The 15,769-nt window shown below is 63.0% G+C and carries 18 protein-coding genes; 7 read left to right on the top strand and 11 right to left on the bottom strand.

Annotated elements, in window-relative coordinates; translation table 11 throughout:
• The first annotated feature begins 10 nt into the window (after window positions 1-10).
• Window positions 11-538 (top strand): nitrous oxide reductase accessory protein NosL, encoded by a 528-nt coding sequence (locus tag QOM08_RS14630; protein ID WP_047225823.1) that lies wholly within the window; start codon window positions 11-13, stop codon window positions 536-538.
• Window positions 539-588: 50 nt separating this feature from the next.
• Here QOM08_RS14630 and QOM08_RS14625 read toward each other — a convergent pair whose 3' ends face one another.
• The 11 genes from QOM08_RS14625 to nirS form a co-directional block, all read right to left on the bottom strand.
• Window positions 589-2,082, bottom strand: a complete 1,494-nt coding sequence (locus QOM08_RS14625) for a nitrite reductase (RefSeq protein WP_083714405.1) — start codon at window positions 2,080-2,082, stop codon at window positions 589-591.
• Window positions 2,079-2,909 carry a uroporphyrinogen-III C-methyltransferase gene (cobA, locus tag QOM08_RS14620; protein ID WP_076384489.1) on the bottom strand — a complete coding sequence of 277 codons (831 nt, stop codon included), beginning with the start codon at window positions 2,907-2,909 and terminating at the stop codon, window positions 2,079-2,081. Before cobA ends, QOM08_RS14625 begins: the two co-directional genes overlap by 4 nt.
• Window positions 2,910-2,946: 37 nt before the next feature.
• On the bottom strand, window positions 2,947-4,143 hold the full coding sequence (gene nirJ / locus QOM08_RS14615; protein WP_076384491.1) for a heme d1 biosynthesis radical SAM protein NirJ: 1,197 nt from the start codon (window positions 4,141-4,143) through the stop codon (window positions 2,947-2,949).
• 23 nt (window positions 4,144-4,166) lie between these two features.
• Complete coding sequence (locus QOM08_RS14610; protein ID WP_076384493.1) at window positions 4,167-4,769, bottom strand: Lrp/AsnC family transcriptional regulator; 603 nt, start codon at window positions 4,767-4,769, stop codon at window positions 4,167-4,169.
• Complete coding sequence (locus tag QOM08_RS14605; protein ID WP_047225827.1) at window positions 4,744-5,187, bottom strand: Lrp/AsnC family transcriptional regulator; 444 nt, start codon at window positions 5,185-5,187, stop codon at window positions 4,744-4,746. The genes QOM08_RS14610 and QOM08_RS14605 overlap by 26 nt, the downstream gene beginning before the upstream one ends.
• A complete protein-coding gene (locus tag QOM08_RS14600; RefSeq protein WP_160892317.1) occupies window positions 5,180-5,692 on the bottom strand; it encodes an Lrp/AsnC family transcriptional regulator in 513 nt (170 codons plus the stop codon). The genes QOM08_RS14605 and QOM08_RS14600 overlap by 8 nt, the downstream gene beginning before the upstream one ends.
• On the bottom strand, window positions 5,689-6,147 hold the full coding sequence (locus tag QOM08_RS14595; RefSeq protein WP_160892319.1) for an Lrp/AsnC family transcriptional regulator: 459 nt from the start codon (window positions 6,145-6,147) through the stop codon (window positions 5,689-5,691). The genes QOM08_RS14600 and QOM08_RS14595 overlap by 4 nt, the downstream gene beginning before the upstream one ends.
• A 2-nt stretch (window positions 6,148-6,149) precedes the next feature.
• Complete coding sequence (locus QOM08_RS14590) at window positions 6,150-7,328, bottom strand: cytochrome D1 domain-containing protein (RefSeq protein WP_188250816.1); 1,179 nt, start codon at window positions 7,326-7,328, stop codon at window positions 6,150-6,152.
• The gene (locus QOM08_RS14585; RefSeq protein ID WP_188250817.1) at window positions 7,325-7,654 is read right to left on the bottom strand and encodes a c-type cytochrome; all 330 of its coding nucleotides are present in this window, start codon (window positions 7,652-7,654) and stop codon (window positions 7,325-7,327) included. The genes QOM08_RS14590 and QOM08_RS14585 overlap by 4 nt, the downstream gene beginning before the upstream one ends.
• Window positions 7,655-7,773: 119 nt before the next feature.
• The gene (locus QOM08_RS14580) at window positions 7,774-8,085 is read right to left on the bottom strand and encodes a c-type cytochrome (protein ID WP_047225832.1); all 312 of its coding nucleotides are present in this window, start codon (window positions 8,083-8,085) and stop codon (window positions 7,774-7,776) included.
• A 24-nt stretch (window positions 8,086-8,109) separates the two neighbouring features.
• Window positions 8,110-9,678 carry a nitrite reductase gene (gene nirS, locus QOM08_RS14575; RefSeq protein WP_223194336.1) on the bottom strand — a complete coding sequence of 523 codons (1,569 nt, stop codon included), beginning with the start codon at window positions 9,676-9,678 and terminating at the stop codon, window positions 8,110-8,112.
• Between the two features lie 309 nt (window positions 9,679-9,987).
• Between nirS and QOM08_RS14570 the strand changes: the two genes are divergently transcribed.
• The 6 genes from QOM08_RS14570 (at window position 9,988) to QOM08_RS14545 (ending at window position 15,769) form a co-directional block, all read left to right on the top strand.
• A complete protein-coding gene (locus QOM08_RS14570; RefSeq protein WP_076384504.1) occupies window positions 9,988-10,791 on the top strand; it encodes a CbbQ/NirQ/NorQ/GpvN family protein in 804 nt (267 codons plus the stop codon).
• Window positions 10,775-11,362 (top strand): cytochrome c oxidase subunit 3 family protein, encoded by a 588-nt coding sequence (locus tag QOM08_RS14565; protein ID WP_076384506.1) that lies wholly within the window; start codon window positions 10,775-10,777, stop codon window positions 11,360-11,362. The genes QOM08_RS14570 and QOM08_RS14565 overlap by 17 nt, the downstream gene beginning before the upstream one ends.
• Before the next feature lie 12 nt (window positions 11,363-11,374).
• Window positions 11,375-11,620, top strand: a complete 246-nt coding sequence (locus QOM08_RS14560) for a cytochrome C oxidase subunit IV family protein (protein WP_188250818.1) — start codon at window positions 11,375-11,377, stop codon at window positions 11,618-11,620.
• 277 nt (window positions 11,621-11,897) lie between these two features.
• Window positions 11,898-12,338, top strand: a complete 441-nt coding sequence (locus tag QOM08_RS14555; RefSeq protein ID WP_047225837.1) for a c-type cytochrome — start codon at window positions 11,898-11,900, stop codon at window positions 12,336-12,338.
• 3 nt (window positions 12,339-12,341) lie between these two features.
• Window positions 12,342-13,769, top strand: a complete 1,428-nt coding sequence (locus QOM08_RS14550) for a cbb3-type cytochrome c oxidase subunit I (protein WP_047225838.1) — start codon at window positions 12,342-12,344, stop codon at window positions 13,767-13,769.
• Between the two features lie 161 nt (window positions 13,770-13,930).
• Window positions 13,931-15,769, top strand: coding sequence for a nitric oxide reductase activation protein NorD (locus QOM08_RS14545; protein WP_047225839.1), 1,839 nt, complete (start codon window positions 13,931-13,933; stop codon window positions 15,767-15,769).

The raw sequence follows: 15,769 nt of genomic DNA, 5'->3' as shown, positions 1-15,769 counted from the left end.
GCATGTAACGATGAACAGGGTGTATTCGAGGACGGGCCGAGTCCTGGCCGGAGTGTTGGTGTGCCTGGTGCTGGTGGCATGCGGCAAGCCTGAGTCGACACCGGCCTCAAAGGCGGCGCTGGCGTTCCATCCCAGTGACGAGTGCCATGTCTGCGGCATGGTCATCACGGATTTTCCCGGACCCAAGGGCGCCGCAGCGACCGCCAGCGGCGTGAAGAAGTTCTGCTCGCCGGCCGAGATGCTCAGCTGGTGGCTGCAGCCGGAGAACCATCGGGCCGACGTCCAGTTGTACGTCCACGACATGGGGCGCAGCCACTGGAACACCCCGGATGATGAGCACCTGATCGATGCCCGGACCGCCTATTTCGTCGTCGGCTCCAAGCTCAAGGGCGCCATGGGCGTCGTCCTGGCCACGTTCGCCGACGCCCAGGCGGCGGAAAAACTCGCCCGCGAGACCGGCGGCCAGGTGCTGCGTCTGCAAGACATCGACCAGAAGCTGCTGGGACAGGCCACCGCTATGTCGCCGATGAATCATTGAACGAGCAACCTGCTCCCGCTGAGGTGAGCAGGTTTGCCCTGATCGCCCGTTCAGTGAGACGTACCTTCGGCAAATTCGATCTTGTTGCCCACGTTGTATTTGCCTGAAGGTTTGTTCATGGGCAGGCGCTTGATTTCCTTGAGGGTGTGGCTGTCGTAGACGATCAGCGCGCCGTCGGTGTCCCAGATGCTCAACAGCAGGTAGCGGCCGTCGTGGGTAAATTCGACGTGGGCGGCGGTTTTGCCGGGCATGGGGCGCAAGGTGTGGGCGATTTCCAGGGTCTGTTTGTCGATCAGGTGGATGGCATCGTTGCCGGCGGCGAAGAACACGTCGGTCCAGGCATAGCGGGAGTTGGCATGGCTGCGCAGGAAGAAACCCGGCCCGAGGGTAGGGATCTGCCTGATGACTTTCCAGGTGTTGATGTCGATCACCGACACCAGTCCTTTGCTGATGTTGGGGGTCGCGAACACCCAGCGGCCATCGCGCTTCCAATAGGTGCCCGAGCCCAGGTGCGGCATGCCCGGCAAGCTGATGTCGCTGACCACCTGGCCACTGTCAAGGTCGATCACCTGTCCACCCTGGGCCTTGCGCGAGGTGGCGAGCAACTGGCGATAGTCGGGTGAGAAGGAAAAGTCATCCAGATGATCCTGGACCTCGATGCGCCTGGGCACGAAGTCCGGGTTCGGACCGGTGGGCAGTTCCCAAACCTCGTTCACATCCTTCAGTGCGACGATGAAGCTGTTGCGCGGCGCAGCGGTATAGACCGCGCTGACCCGCGAAGCTTGGCCATCCCTGCCCAGCGTCGCGATCGTCTTGACCAGGGACAAGTCCCGGGCATCCAGCACCGCCAGATTGCCGGGCAGCGAGTTGCCCACCAGCACCCAGCGACCGTCCTTGCTCACCGCCAGGTTGCGAGTATTGAGCCCGGCCCGCACTTCGGCGATCAGCTTGAGGTTGTGCAGGTCATACAGGCTGATCCAGCCATCGCGCGACGCCAGGTAGACAAAACGCCCGTCCGGGGAAAACTTCGGTCCGCCATGCACTGCAAAGTGCGAGGCGAAGCGCGCGAGCACCTCGAACCGATCCCCGTCGACCACCGCGACGTGATGATTGCCGGCTTCCACCACCACGAACAGGTTCAGCGGGTCGGCCCGGTGTTGCGGCTGGTCGGGCAATGTGGCGACGTCCACCAGCACCCGATGACTTTGGCGAATATCCTCTTCATTCCAATTGGGCGCGACGCTGGGCGGACGCTGGAGATAAAGCGCCAGGGCGTCGATTTGTGCAGGCTCCAGCAGCGTACCGAAGGCCGCCATCTGACTGGCGGGGCGGCCATTTTCGATCACCTGGCGAATTTCGCCGGGCTTGATCCGGCCCAGGCTCTGGGGCAGTAACGCCGGCCCGGCGCCGCCGATGCGGTTCACGCCGTGGCATTGTTGGCAGAGCTGCTGGTAATTGCGCTCGGCCTGTTCCAGGTCGGCACCGGTGGTAACGGCGCCATGGCTCGTACCGATCCACAGCATCGCAAGCCCGATGCGTTTCATAGCGCCACCTTCAAAGGCTGGGGTTTGGGATGAACGCGCGCCGGATGCTGCATCGGCTGCTGGGCAAACAAGCCGACCACCTTACCGATCACCGTCAATGTCGGCAGCCCTTCAACGCAATCTCGTGCCATGGCCGGCAGTTGTTGCAGGGTGCCACGTAGCACCTGCTGGTCGGGACGAGTGCCGTTGCTGATCAATGCCGCCGGAGTCTCGGCGGCCAGGCCTGCGGCCATCAACCGTGCGGCAATGCTGCCCAGGTTCGACAAGCCCATGTAGAACACCAGGGTCTGGCTGTCATCCGCCAGGCTTTGCCACGGCAGGTTCAAATCGCCTTCGCGCTGCAAGTGGCCGGTGATGAAACGGCAGGAATTGACCAGGTCGCGATGGGTCAGCGGAATGCCGGCGTAGGCGCTGCAACCGGATGCGGCAGTGATACCGGGCACCACCTGACAATCGATACCACGGGCCAGCAAGTATTCCAGCTCTTCGGCACCGCGACCGAAGATGAACGGGTCGCCGCCCTTGAGCCGGACCACCCGCTGGCCCTGGTCCGCGAGGTCGGCCAGCAATTGGTTGATCTGGGCCTGGGGCAGGCTGTGGCAGCCGGCGGCCTTGCCGACGTAATGCCGGGCGCACGTCAGCGGGATCAAACCCAGCAGTTGCGCACTGATCAGGCGGTCATAGATCACCGCGTCGGCCTGCATCAACAGGCTCCAGGCGCGTAACGTCAGCAAACCAGGGTCACCGGGACCGGCGCCGACCAGCGCGACTTCCCCCGGTCTGAAGGACGATTGCAGGGCAGCGGGCAGAACGATAGAGGCAGACATGGGACTTCCTTGGTTCATCATCAGGTTCGCCGTCGGGTTATCGGGCGCAGGGCAGTGCAACGCTGGGAATCAAAGCGCTGGGAAGCGTGTGCAAGCCGATTTCGTCATCGCTGAGGTGGCAGCCGGGGTCCTGGCCCCACAGGTCGCCGTCGGCCCAGGCGCGCGTGCGGGTGTTGCCGTTGCAGATGGCCAGCCAACGACACTGTCCGCAGCGGCCACCCACGGTGCGCGGATGCTCGCGCAGTTTTTGCAGCAGAGCGTCGGGACGTTCCAGCCAGAGTGTGCGAAAGGGCGTCCGGCGCACGTTACCCACCGAGTGCTGCCACCAGTAAGTGTCGGGGTGTACCTCACCGGTGTTGTCGATATTGGCAATGCCGCTGCCCGAGGCGTTACCGCCCCAAGCCTTGAGCATGCGTTCCAGTTCGGCGTAGTGATGGGGCAGGCGTGAGGCTACCCATTGCAGCAACAGCACCGCATCGGCGTCGTTGTTGCCGCTGACGAAGTCCGTGTCGCGTCCGTGCAGGATGTCGCTCCAGGCCCGCTCGAAGATCAGGAGCATGGCCTCGCGGCTCATCTGTTGCCGGGCGTCGAGCTGACGACTGCGCTTGCCGCGACCGCTGTAGTTGAGGTGCGACAGATAGAATTTCTGCACGTCGTATTCGCTCATCAGATCCAGCAGTCGCGGTAACTGGGTGTGGTTCTGCTGGGTCAGGGTGGTGCGCAATCCGACCCGAATCCCGCGTTCGCGACACAACCTGATGGCCGCCATGGAACTGGCGAAACTGCCTTTGAGCTGGCGGAAGGCGTCGTGCGTCGCTTCCAGGCCATCGATGCTGATGCCCACATAATCGAAGTTCGCCGCCTCGATCTGCTCGATGTTGCTCGGGTCGATCAGCGTACCGTTGGTGGAAAGCGCCAGGAAGAATCCCTTGCGCCGGGCATAGGCACTGAGCTGGAACAGATCCTCGCGCAGCAGCGGCTCGCCGCCGGACAGGATCAATACCCGTACGCCCGCGTCATGCAGGTCGTCGATGACCTTGAGCGCCGCGGCCGTGTCCAGCTCATCACGAAACACGCTGTCGGCCGAGGTGGCGTAGCAGTGTTTGCAAGTCAGGTTGCAGCGCCTGAGCAGATTCCAGATCACCACCGGCGCTCGTGTACTGCCCGGTGGTGCAACACGCGGCGCGGGACATTGACCGGCCAGGGCACGCAGGTAATGGCTGATCCTCAACATAAGTCACTCCTTCCTTGTGGGGGCTAGGTTTGCCCGCCCTGAAGCCGATGCGGTCCCTCAGAAACCGAGGCGGCTGTTTCGCGAGCAAGCTTTGCTCCCACCGGCGACAGGCGTAGGCCGGTTTTTTTCAGGATGCGGCTGCTCACCAGCATGTCGTCGGCGCTACAGGCCTCACCCAGCAGATAGCGCAGGTGCTCGCGGTAGCTGTCGATTTCCTCGCGGCTGCGGCCATGGACCATGGCAAACAGGTTGTAGCGCCAACCGGCCCGGCGCGGGCGGCGGTAGCAGTGGCTGACAAAAGGCTGTGCACCCAGCAGCGCGCCCAGGCGCGGCACATCTGCGTCGGCGACATCCCAGACAGTCATGCCGTTGTGGCGATAACCCAGGCGATAGTGATTGGGCACCGCGGCGATGCGGCGGATCGCGCCTTCGGCCTGCAAACGCTTGAGCAGGTCGAGGGTCGATTCCACGCTCAGCCCCAGTTGCTCGGCCAGCCAGGCCCAGGGATCTTCGAGCAAGGGCAGGCCGTCCTGGGTCAGTTCCACCAGCCGCATGGCCAGTGGCGTTTCATCCAGGCGAGGCAGCGTCTGCGGCAACGGCTCAGACCGGGAAATACAGGCCGACATGGTAGGTCTCCTCCTTGGGCAGGTTCAGCGGCTCCAGGCCGGTCAGGCGTTCGATACGCAACAAGGTGTCGCTGATCGCCTGTTCACTGGGGCAGGCAAGCACGAACCACATGTTCCAGGCGTGCTCGCGACGGTAGTTGTGGGCCACTTCTGGCATGGCCGCGAGCAGCTCGGCGATGGTGTCGAAACGCGGTTCGGGCACCGCCAGCGCCGCCAGGGTGAACGCGCCGCCCAGGCGGTCGATGTCGAACATCGGGCCGAAGCGGGTAAGCACGCCGTCGTTGAGCAACTCGTGCAGCCGGTCGAGCAGTTCGGTACTGCTGCTGTCCAGTTCATCAGCCAAGGCTTGCCAGGGCTGGCGTACCAGCGGCAAACCCAGTTGCAGACGATTGATCAGGCGTCGGTCCAGGTCATCCATCGATCGCCACTCCGGCCGGTATTGCGTAGCGTCCGCCACACTGCTTGAACAGGTGGGTGCTGAACAGCAACTGGTGCGGCAGATCACTCAACCAGTGCTCCTCCAACAGTGCCTGGACCTGGGCCTCGACACGGTCGCGCTGGCGACCGTGGATCATGCAGAACAGGTTGTATTGCCACTGGGGCAAGCGTCGTGGTCGTTGATAGCAAAGGCTGATGCCCGGCGCCTGGCCAAGGCGGCGACCGACTTCATCGACCAATGCATCTGGCACGTCCAGCACCAGCATGGCGTTGGCGGCAAAGCCCAATGCGCGGTGATTGACCACCAGGCCGACGCGGCGGAACAGACCCTGTTCCTGCCAGTGCCGCACCTGGTCGAGAACCTGTTGTTCACTGGCGTCGACCTGCTCGGCCAGGGCCTGGAAGGGCCGTGATGTCAGGGGCAGACCGGTCTCCAGCAGACGGCGCAGTTGCAGTGACTGTTGCTCACTCAGGGTCGTGTTCATGGGATAGCCTCCAGGGCAAAGCCCAGGTCGATGCGGAAAGCGGTCAGCATGGGCAGGTCCAGCGGCGTGAGGCCGGTGTCGTTTTCCAGTTCCTGGAGAATGTTGTCCAGGTGGGCACGATCAGGCCCGGTCAGCACGAACCAGAGGTTGTAGCGATGCTCCCGTGCGTAGTTGTGATTGACTTCCGGGTACTGACTGACGCGCGCTGCGACCTGGTGCAATCGGTCCACGGGCACCGCCAGGGCGGCGAGGGTGCTGGCCCCGGCTCGGCTGTGTTCGAACACCGGGCCGACCCGTGACAGGGTGCCCGCCAGTTGCAGGTGCTGCAGACAATCGAGCACCTGGGCTTCGCTGCAACCCAGGGCATCGGCCATTGCCCGATAGGGTTCGGCGCACAACGGCAGGCCATGCTGGAACTGATCGATCAGGCGACGGGCGAGTGGGCTTGGTGTCATGGTCAGTACCCCGGTTTGTGCGCACGGCTGCTGAAGAAGATGCCGCTGGGGCTCAGGGCAGGCAGGCTGCTCAGGCGTTCGAGCCGATACGGATCCCAGACCTGCACCTCACCGCCATCGCGAGCGGACAGCCACAGCTGGTCGCCCCGAGCGGTGAATTCCATGTGCAGCACCCCAGGCCCTGGTCGCAGGTCGGCGATGATGGCGTGAGTTTGGGTATCGATGACCTGCACCCGGTCATTGTCCGGGTAGGCGAAGTTGACCCACAGCTGTCGGCCATCGGGACGGGCGGTGACAAACACCGGTTGGCCGGCCACGGCGATGGCGTCGACCGGTTGCCAGCTGTGGGCGTCCATCACCAGCACTTGATGGTGTCCGACGGCCGGCACAAAGGCCTGTTGATCGGCCAGGGCCCAGCCTTCCAGGTGGGGCATCTTGTATACCGGGAGCCGCGCCTCGCCGCGCCCGTACTGGTCCAGCACCCGTTTCACGCCGCGCTCCGGGTGCCAGAGGTCAAGTTGCGCCATGCCGTCCTCACCAAACAGTCCGGCCATGTAATAACGCCCGTCCGGCGTAATCAGTGCGTCATAGGGTTGCCGACCGATGGCGGTGAAGCGTTCGATGCGTGGTGTCTGGCCCTGGCTGAAGTCGGCGGTCCAGATTTCGCCGGTGTCGAACAGGCTGAATACGAAGCGCTGCCCCGGCGCGTCCACCAGGCCGACCACCCGCGAACGTTTTTGGCCGTCGGGCAATGGTGTGGCTGGAATGTCCGCGACCGGTTCCAGTGTCTGCGCGTCGAATACCTTGACGCCGCCGGGCTCGTAGTTGGAGACGGCGATCAGCTTGCCGTCCTGGCTGATCGCGCCGCCGATGCTGTTGCCGCCCTGAATGATGCGACGGTCGATGCGTGCGCTCAGCAAGTCGACCTTGCTTAAGCCGCCATCGCGGCCAAATACATAGGCATAACGCTGGTCGCGGGAAAACACCACCGAGGCGTGCGACAGATCCCCCAGCCCTTCGACGCGGGCGAGGGCGGTGCGGGTGGCACTTTCGATGATTTGCAGGCTGCCGGTGGCGCGCTCCACCACCACGCCCAAGTCGCCGGTGCCGCGCAGCAGTGGCTGGGCACAAGCCGAGAGCAACAGCACGCAGGCGGTGAGAGACAGCAGAGATCGGATCATGGGGCGGGAGTTCCTTGAAGGAGCCGGTCCACCAACCAGCGAATATCGTCGGGACCGAGCAATGGCTCCCAACCGGGCATGGCGCTGCCGGGCCGTCCCTGGGTGACGGTGGCGATGAGGCTGTCGCGAGTTTTTCCGGCCAGGGCATCACGGGTCAGAGGTGGGCCGAGGCCTCCGGTCAGGTGCAGGCCGTGACAGGCGCCGCAGTCCTGGACCAGCAGGTGTTGCAGTTGGGCCTGGCGCTGGTGGTCGGGAGCGGCCAGCACCGGGGTACAGAAGACGAAGAGGAGGGTGGTCATCCGGGTTGCATAGCGGTGTCGGTCCATGACGTACTCCTGTTTGAGAAATAAAGCCGAGCGCGGCCCCTGTGGTGGGGGATTTATGTGGGAGCAAGGCTTGCTCCCCCATAGATCCCCTCGCCACAGGGAGATGCTCTTGATCAACGTTACTTAAGGGTCAAGACCCACGCCGCGAGGATCTTGGCTTCTTCATCGGTCACCGGATTGGCCGGCATCGGCATTGGTCCCCAGTTTCCTTGCGTGCCTTCCTTGATGTGCTTGGCCAACAGCTCTTGTGCTCCGGCGACGCCGGCATTTTTTGCCGCCACCTCCTTGAGCGCCGGCCCTACCAACTTGGTGTCAATGGAGTGGCAGGCGCCACAGGGTTTGCTCTTGAACAGTGTCGGGCCGTCCTGGGCCAGCGCCGGTTGCAGGCTGAATGCGGCACTCAAGGTCAGGGCAAGCAGAATAGGCTTCATGGTTTTTCCTCTTATTGATGGGGCTCAATAGATGTCGTGTTGGGTGTTGTAAACGTTGAATTTTCCGGTTGGGGTGATCAGGCGTTTGTCCTTGATCACGCTCTTGAGCTTGAGGGTCTTGTCATCGATCACCACCAGCGCCGACTCGTCTTCCTGGCCGCTCCAGACCGAGAACCAGACTTCATCGCCGGCCTTGTTGTATTCCGGTTGCACCACGCGCATCGCACCTTTCTTGATACCGGCGTACTCGGCAATCGGCAGCACGGTGTAGCCGGCGTCGAGCTTGTCGATGTCGAACACCGCCACTGATTGGCTGAGCTTGGTGTCGGGGCTCAGGGTGGTGTCGACGTACAGGTGACGGGACTTGGGATGGGTCTTGATGAACAGCGAACCGCCACCCTGGCCCTGGAGCGAGCCCACCTGTTTCCAGGCATATTGCGGATGCTTGACCGGGTCGGTGCCGATCAGTGAGACGCCGGCATCACCCAGATGACTGGTAGCCCAGACCGGGCCGTAGAGCGGATGGTTGAAGTTGGCGCCGCGTCCCGGGTGCGGGGTTTTACCGACATCCACCAGGGCGGTGAGCTTGCGCTCCTTGGAGTCGATGACTGCCACCTGGTTGGAGTTGTTCGCCGCCGTCATGAAATAGCGATGGCTGCTGTCCCAGCCACCGTCATGCAGGAACGGTGCGGCGTCGATGCTGGTGATGGTGAGGTTCTTGATGTCCTGGTAGTTGACCAGCATCACCTTGCCGGTTTCCTTGACGTTGACGATGAACTCCGGCCACTCATGTGACGCGATGATCGCCGCCACCCGCGGCTCGGGGTGATATTGCTGGGTATCGACGGTCATGCCGCGCGTCGAGACGATCTGTCTGGGCTCCAGGGTCTCGCCGTCCATGATGGTGAACTGCGGCGGCCAATAGGAACCGGCAATGGTGTACTTGTCTTCGTAGCCCTTGAACTTGGAGGTTTCCACCGAGCGGGCCTCGATCCCGACTTTGATCTCGGCCACCTTGGTCGGCTCTTGCGGCCACAGGTCGATCATATCGATCTTGGCGTCCCGGCCGATCACCAGCAGGTAACGCCCGGACGCCGAGATACGCGAAATGTGCACCGCGTAACCGGTGTCGATCAGCTTGACGATCTTTTTGCTGTCGCCGTCGACCAGGGCAATCTTGCCGTCATCGCGCAGGGTGACTGAAAACAGGTTCTGCAGGTTGAGTGAGTTGAGTTGCCGGGTGGGCCGGTCTTCGGGTTTGACCAGCACCTTCCAGGTCTTGAGGGTTTCGGCCATGCCCCATTCCGGTGGGGTAGGCGGGGTGTGTTGGATGAACTTGGCCATTACCGTGATCTGGTCTTTGGTCAGGGCGTTGGAGGTGCCCCAGTTGGGCATGCCGGCGGCTGAACCGTAGGTAATCAGCGCCTCCAGGTAGGCTTGGCCGCGGCCCTGGGTGATGTCGGGTGTCAGCGGTTTACCGGTGGCGCCCTTGCGCAGCACACCGTGGCAGCCGGCGCAGCGCTGGAAGTAGATTTGCTTGGCCGCGTCGAAGTCGGCCTGGCTCAGGTCCGGCGCGCCTTCGGTCTTGACCATGCGGGCGTCTTGCGGCGCAGCGGGTGGGTTGGCGAAGGCATTGAGTGCAGCCAGCGCCGTACACAGCGCCCCGACCCCCATGACCCACGATTTTTTGTGGCTGATCAGCATTCCATTTCTCCTCAGGCATGACCCGCGCGGCCCTGCAATTGACGTTCGGCGCGCAGATTCTTGGTGCGCTGCAAGGCTATGCCCAGGCCGGTGGTTACCCGCTTGACGGCGATCAAGTTTGCCGGCCACAGCCCTTGCCAGGTTGTCGCAGGGGCCCGTAGCGTGGCTCGCAATCGTGTTATCTGATCAGGTCATGCCATGAACGCTATCCACACCCTTGAACACCCGGCCGAACCTTTCTACCAACCCCAGGACAACGAGCTGGCGTTGTTCGAACAGGCCTGGCGGCACGGCATGCCGGTGCTGGTCAAAGGCCCCACCGGTTGCGGCAAGACCCGTTTTGTCCAGCACATGGCTCACCGTCTGAAATTGCCGCTGTACACCGTGGCCTGCCACGATGACCTGAGCGCAGCCGACTTGGTGGGTCGTCACCTGATCGGCGCCCAGGGCACTTGGTGGCAGGATGGGCCTCTGACCCGAGCGGTGCGCGAGGGGGGCATCTGTTATCTGGACGAGGTGGTGGAGGCACGCCAGGACACCGCAGTGGTGTTGCATCCCTTGGCCGATGATCGCCGGCAGCTGTACCTGGAACGCACCGGCGAGGTTCTCCAGGCACCGCCGTCGTTCATGCTGGTGGTGTCGTACAACCCCGGTTACCAGAACTTGCTCAAGGGCATGAAGCCCAGCACCCGCCAGCGTTTCGTGGCGATGCGCTTTGGCTATCCCACGGTTGCCGATGAAGAGCGCATCGTTGCCCGCGAGGCCGGAGTGGATATGGCTCTGGCGGCCCAGGTGGTGCGGTTGGGGCAGGCGCTGCGTCGGCTAGATCAGCATGATCTGGAGGAGGTGGCCTCCACGCGTCTGCTGATTTTCGCCGCGCGCATGATCGGAGCCGGCATGGACCCGCGCCAAGCCTGTCTGGCCTGTCTGGCCGAGCCGTTGAGCGACGATCCGCAAACCGTTGCCGCATTGATGGATGTGGTCGATGTCCACTTCGGCTGAAGCCGCTGCGCTGTCCACCCGGCGATTGCCAGGGGATCTGGCAATGTGGTTTTTCATCCTCGCCGAACTGACGGTGTTTGCCTTGCTGATCCTGGCATTCGCCGTCGCCCAGGCATTGAACCCGCCGTTGTTCAGCGAAGGCCGGCAGTTGCTGGATCGCTCCACCGGCCTGGCGATGACCCTCAGCCTGCTGAGCGCCGGGTTGTTCGCAGCCTTGGCCCAGGAGCAAGTCCGACAGGACCGGCCACGCCAGGCGGCGCTGCTGTTGTGGCTGGCCTTGTTGGTTGCCGGCGGCTACGTGGCGCTCAAGCTCATCGAGTACGCCCACTTGTTGGCCAACGGTCTCGGCCTGGAGCACAACACCTTCTTCACCTTGTACTGGATCCTCACGGCGTTTCACTTTCTCCATGTGTTGCTGGGCATGGTGATCCTTGCCTGGCTGGCCGAGGGTTGCCGGCGGCGGCGTTACGGGGCGCAGCAGTGCAGCGGGCTGGAATCCGGCGTGCTGTATTGGCACATGGTGGACCTGGTCTGGGTGTTGCTGTTTCCGGTTGTCTACATTCTCGGTTGAGCGGAGGTGCTCATGTCGGTTTCCCGTGTCTTGATCGTCTGCTGGATGACACTGGCCGTGCTGAGCATCGGCACCGTTGCCCTAGGCCAGGTCGCTGCCACCGGGCTGGTGTCCATCGCCATCCTCGCGGTGGCGGTGACCAAGGCCTGGTTGATCGCCGACGGCTTCATGGAGCTGCGCCATGCGCCGCGATGGTGGCGCTGGCTGGTGTTGAGCTGGGCGGCGCTGCTCGCGATTGTGATCTCGTTCGCGCTCTGAATCCCGACGTACTCCCTGTGGCGAGGGAGCTTGCTCCCGCTGGGCTGCGCAGCAGCCCCTACAGCAACAACTCAATCCATCTGACACTCCGCGTCAGCAGGTTTTAGGGTCGCTTCGCAACCCAGCGGGAGCAAGCTCCCTCACCACAACAGCTCATCTGCCTTCCTGGCTGTACTGGAACAACCCACTAAAACCATCGGAGATTCTTGATCGCCATCAAGCGGGTTCTGGACCCTCGCTTCCTAGAATGGACACGCCAAGCAATGAGGAAGTGACCATGTCAGATACCTTTACCAAAGGCATGGCCAGGAATATTTATTTCGGGGGAAGCGTGTTCTTTTTCCTGATATTCCTGGCCCTGACCTACCACTCGGAACAGACCTTTCCAGAACGCAGCAACCAGGCGCAATTGAGCGAATCGGTGATACGCGGCAAGGGCGTCTGGGAGCGCAACAACTGCATCGGCTGCCATACGCTGCTGGGCGAGGGCGCGTATTTCGCGCCGGAGCTGGGCAATGTGGTCAACCGGCGCGGTGGCGAGGAAGCCTTCACGCCGTTCCTGCAGGCCTGGATGAAAATGCAGCCGCTGAACGTTCCCGGCCGTCGCGCCATGCCGCAGTTCAACCTCAGCGAACAGGAAGTCGACGACATCGCCGAGTTCCTCAAGTGGAGTTCGAAAATCAATACCAATGGCTGGCCGCCAAACAAGGAGGGCTGAGAGATGAGCATGGCTAATCCGCATCTGAAATTCGCCTCGCAGGCCGTCGCCAAACCTTACTTCGTGTTTGCCCTGATGTTGTTCCTGGGGCAGGTACTGTTCGGTTTGATCATGGGGCTGCAATACGTGGTCGGCGACTTCCTGTTCCCGCTGATTCCCTTCAACGTGGCCCGCATGGTCCACACCAACCTGCTGATCGTCTGGCTGCTGTTTGGCTTCATGGGCGCGGCGTACTACCTGATACCCGAGGAAGCCGATCGGGAGCTGCACAGTCCGAAGCTGGCGATCGTGCTGTTCTGGGTGTTCGCCGCCGCCGGGGTACTGACGATCCTGGGCTACCTCTCGGTGCCCTATGCCACGCTGGCGAAAGTTACCGGCAACGATTTGCTGCCGACCATGGGCCGTGAGTTCCTGGAGCAACCGACGATCACCAAGATGGGCATCGTGGTGGTCTGCCTGGGTTTCCTCTACAACATCGGCATGACCATGCTCAAGGGCCGCAAGACCACGGTCAGCATGGTGATGATGACCGGCCTGATCGGCCTGGCGGTGTTCTTCCTGTTCTCCTTCTACAACCCGGAAAACCTCGTCCGCGACAAGTATTACTGGTGGTGGGTGGTGCATCTTTGGGTTGAAGGCGTCTGGGAACTGATCATGGGTTCGATGCTCGCCTTTGTGCTGATCAAGGTCACTGGCGTGGACCGCGAAGTGGTCGAGAAGTGGCTCTACGTGATCATCGCCATGGCCCTGATTACCGGGATCATCGGCACCGGTCACCACTTCTTCTGGATCGGCGCACCCGAGGTCTGGTTGTGGGTCGGATCGATCTTCTCCGCGCTGGAACCGCTGCCGTTCCTGGCGATGGTGATCTTCGCCTTCAGCATGGTGAAGAACCGTCGCCGGCAACACCCCAACCGCGCCGCCACCTTGTGGGCCAAAGGCACCACGGTCACCGCGTTCTTCGGCGCCGGCGTCTGGGGGTTCCTGCACACCTTGGCACCGGTGAACTTCTACACCCACGGTTCGCAACTGACTGCGGCCCACGGTCACCTGGCTTTCTACGGTGCCTACGCGATGATCGTCATGACGCTGATCAGCTACGCCATGCCGCGTCTGCGCGGGTTGGGTGAAGCGGCGGATGAACGTTCGCAGCGCCTGGAGATCTGGGGCTTCTGGCTGATGACGCTGTCGATGGTGATGATCACCTTGTTCCTCACCGCAGCCGGTGTCGTCCAGGTGTGGCTGCAACGCTGGATGGCGGATGGCAGTGCCTTGCCGTTCATGGCGACGATGGACCATTTGAAGCCGCTGTTCTGGGCGCGTCTGGTCAGCGGCGTCGGGTTCCTGGCTGGTTTGCTCTGCTACCTGTTCAGCTTCCGCCAACGTGGCCGCGCCGCTTTGCGCGCTCCGGCGGCGGTGGTGCCGTCTTGAAAGGCCACCACTGAGGCCGTGGCGAGGGAGCTTGCTCCCGCTGGGCTGCGCAGCAGACCCTTTTTGATGGGCGCTTCGCACCCAAGCGGGAGCAAGCTCCCTCGCCACAAAAGCGATGCGAGCCAGTCCCTCCACCGCAACGCGTCGATAGGAGAATAACCATGGCATTCACCCTTGAACTGGAAGAGTGGGTCGGCAGCGTCTGGCACCGTTTCATCACCCGCCGCGCCAGTGTGGATTTTCCCGAAGCGCGGGTGGAGTTGATCCCCCGGCAACGGGCTTTGCATGTGTTGTTACGCGCCACCGGTGGTGCTTCTCACCTGGGTGTGGAGGCGGTCAGCGACCGCGACCTGCTGCTGCGCCGCAACCTGTTGCAGCAGATCGCCGGCACCTGCAAGCAAGTGCCATTGGCCTGGTGCGATGGCGACAACCTGCGTTTGCCGGCGAGCCTGGCGGCGTTTCCCGATACCGGGTTGAACGAAGAACTGTACCGCTGGCTGGCGTTGCTGGCCGCGCAAGCGGGGCCGATGAAACATTGGGGACGTGACAACCAACGCTGGACCCAAGCACTGCTGGGGCGTTACCCGGCGCTGCGTGGCCGATATCGGCGGCTGGTGGATGCGCATCTGTCGTTGCGTCCCGACCCACAATCATTGCCCCCGGCCGAGGCGGCCCTGGAGCGCGCGCTGTGTCAGGCCTTGCGCGAACCGGGCAGCGTCGAGCATTTTCCGCGCAGTGAGCGGGCCGCCTGGCCGCTGCCGCTGTGGCTGTATCCGCCCCAGCATCTAGGCAATCCCCAGGCGGCCAACCTCGAGGAGTCCGAGCAATACCTGGCGACGCCGCCGGGTGAGCAGCAGGGCGGTCGCAAGCGCGCCGAGCGCATCGACGACACCACCCGGGACGGTGGGTTGCTGATCGTGCGCCTGGAGAACCTGTTCAGTTGGACCGAGCACGTGGACCTGGATCGCTGGGCGGACGACAGCGAAGACCCGGACGCGGCGCGCGTCGCCGAGGACCTGGACCAATTGACCCTGTCGCGCACCCGCTTGCGCAAGGGCGGCGGTTTGAAGTTGCACCTGGACTTGCCGCCGGCCGATGTGGATGACATTCCCCTGGGCGCGGGCATCCTGTTGCCGGAATGGGACTACCGCAAGCAACGCCTCCAGGATGATTTCGTCAGTGTGCAGACTTTCACTCCCCGGGACTGCGAACCTCAGCCGCTGCCGAACCGCCTGCGCGCCTCGGCCCAGCGTTTGCGACGCCAGTTCGAGCACCTGCGCAACGATCGACAATGGCTGCGCCAGCAAACCCAGGGTTCGGAGCTGGACCTGCAAGCCTGGCTGGACTTCCACGTCGAGCGTCAGCACGGCCAATGCAGCGAACGCGGCTTGTTCATGGAACAACGCCAGACCCGCCGCGACCTGGCTTGCCTGCTGTTGGCCGATCTGTCGATGTCCACCGATGCCCACCTCAACGACGAACACCGGGTGATCGACGTGATCCGCGACAGCTTGCTGCTGTTCGGTGAAACCCTGTCGGTGCTGGGGGATGATTTTGCCTTGTACGGGTTCTCTTCACTGCGCCGACAACAGGTGCGGATGCACGAGATCAAGGCGTTCAACCAAGGCTATGACGACCACACCCGCGGTCGGATCCAGGGCCTCAGGCCCGGTTACTACACGCGCATGGGCGCCGCCATTCGCCAGGCCACCCAACGGCTGGAAGGGTGCAAGCGGCGACGCAAGTTGTTGTTGCTGGTGAGCGATGGCAAACCCAACGATCTGGATCTCTATGAAGGGCGCTATGGCGTGGAGGACACCCGCCAGGCGGTGCTGGAGGCTCGGCGCCAGGGGCTGACGCCGTTTTGCATCACCATCGATCGTGAAGCCGGGGATTACCTGCCGTACATGTTCGGCGCCAACGGCTACACCTTGATCCGTCAGCCGGAGCAACTGCCGCTGCGTTTGCCGCAGTTGTACCGGCAGTTGACTCAGGATTGA

Origin of the sequence: Pseudomonas sp. P105, assembly GCF_032614175.1 — a bacterium.
GTDB classification, from domain to species: Bacteria; Pseudomonadota; Gammaproteobacteria; order Pseudomonadales; family Pseudomonadaceae; genus Aquipseudomonas; species Aquipseudomonas rhizophila.
Note: the sequence above shows the minus strand (reverse complement) of the source record. Positions and strands in the feature narration are given on the sequence as shown.

What these genes read in the sequence shown, in the direction of transcription:
- QOM08_RS14550 (WP_047225838.1), top strand. Translation starts at nt 12,342, where the DNA reads ATGAGCATGGCTAATCCGCATCTGAAATTCGCCTCGCAGGCCGTCGCC.
- QOM08_RS14595 (WP_160892319.1), bottom strand. Translation starts at nt 6,147, where the DNA reads ATGACACCAAGCCCACTCGCCCGTCGCCTGATCGATCAGTTCCAGCAT.
- nirS (WP_223194336.1), bottom strand. Translation starts at nt 9,678, where the DNA reads ATGGTCAAGACCGAAGGCGCGCCGGACCTGAGCCAGGCCGACTTCGAC.
- QOM08_RS14585 (WP_188250817.1), bottom strand. Translation starts at nt 7,654, where the DNA reads ATGGACCGACACCGCTATGCAACCCGGATGACCACCCTCCTCTTCGTC.
- QOM08_RS14545 (WP_047225839.1), top strand. Translation starts at nt 13,931, where the DNA reads ATGGCATTCACCCTTGAACTGGAAGAGTGGGTCGGCAGCGTCTGGCAC.
- QOM08_RS14580 (WP_047225832.1), bottom strand. Translation starts at nt 8,085, where the DNA reads ATGAAGCCTATTCTGCTTGCCCTGACCTTGAGTGCCGCATTCAGCCTG.
- QOM08_RS14555 (WP_047225837.1), top strand. Translation starts at nt 11,898, where the DNA reads ATGTCAGATACCTTTACCAAAGGCATGGCCAGGAATATTTATTTCGGG.
- QOM08_RS14630 (WP_047225823.1), top strand. Translation starts at nt 11, where the DNA reads ATGAACAGGGTGTATTCGAGGACGGGCCGAGTCCTGGCCGGAGTGTTG.
- QOM08_RS14600 (WP_160892317.1), bottom strand. Translation starts at nt 5,692, where the DNA reads ATGAACACGACCCTGAGTGAGCAACAGTCACTGCAACTGCGCCGTCTG.
- nirJ (WP_076384491.1), bottom strand. Translation starts at nt 4,143, where the DNA reads ATGTTGAGGATCAGCCATTACCTGCGTGCCCTGGCCGGTCAATGTCCC.
- QOM08_RS14590 (WP_188250816.1), bottom strand. Translation starts at nt 7,328, where the DNA reads ATGATCCGATCTCTGCTGTCTCTCACCGCCTGCGTGCTGTTGCTCTCG.
- QOM08_RS14605 (WP_047225827.1), bottom strand. Translation starts at nt 5,187, where the DNA reads ATGGATGACCTGGACCGACGCCTGATCAATCGTCTGCAACTGGGTTTG.
- QOM08_RS14565 (WP_076384506.1), top strand. Translation starts at nt 10,775, where the DNA reads ATGTCCACTTCGGCTGAAGCCGCTGCGCTGTCCACCCGGCGATTGCCA.
- QOM08_RS14625 (WP_083714405.1), bottom strand. Translation starts at nt 2,082, where the DNA reads ATGAAACGCATCGGGCTTGCGATGCTGTGGATCGGTACGAGCCATGGC.
- cobA (WP_076384489.1), bottom strand. Translation starts at nt 2,909, where the DNA reads ATGTCTGCCTCTATCGTTCTGCCCGCTGCCCTGCAATCGTCCTTCAGA.
- QOM08_RS14610 (WP_076384493.1), bottom strand. Translation starts at nt 4,769, where the DNA reads ATGTCGGCCTGTATTTCCCGGTCTGAGCCGTTGCCGCAGACGCTGCCT.
- QOM08_RS14570 (WP_076384504.1), top strand. Translation starts at nt 9,988, where the DNA reads ATGAACGCTATCCACACCCTTGAACACCCGGCCGAACCTTTCTACCAA.
- QOM08_RS14560 (WP_188250818.1), top strand. Translation starts at nt 11,375, where the DNA reads ATGTCGGTTTCCCGTGTCTTGATCGTCTGCTGGATGACACTGGCCGTG.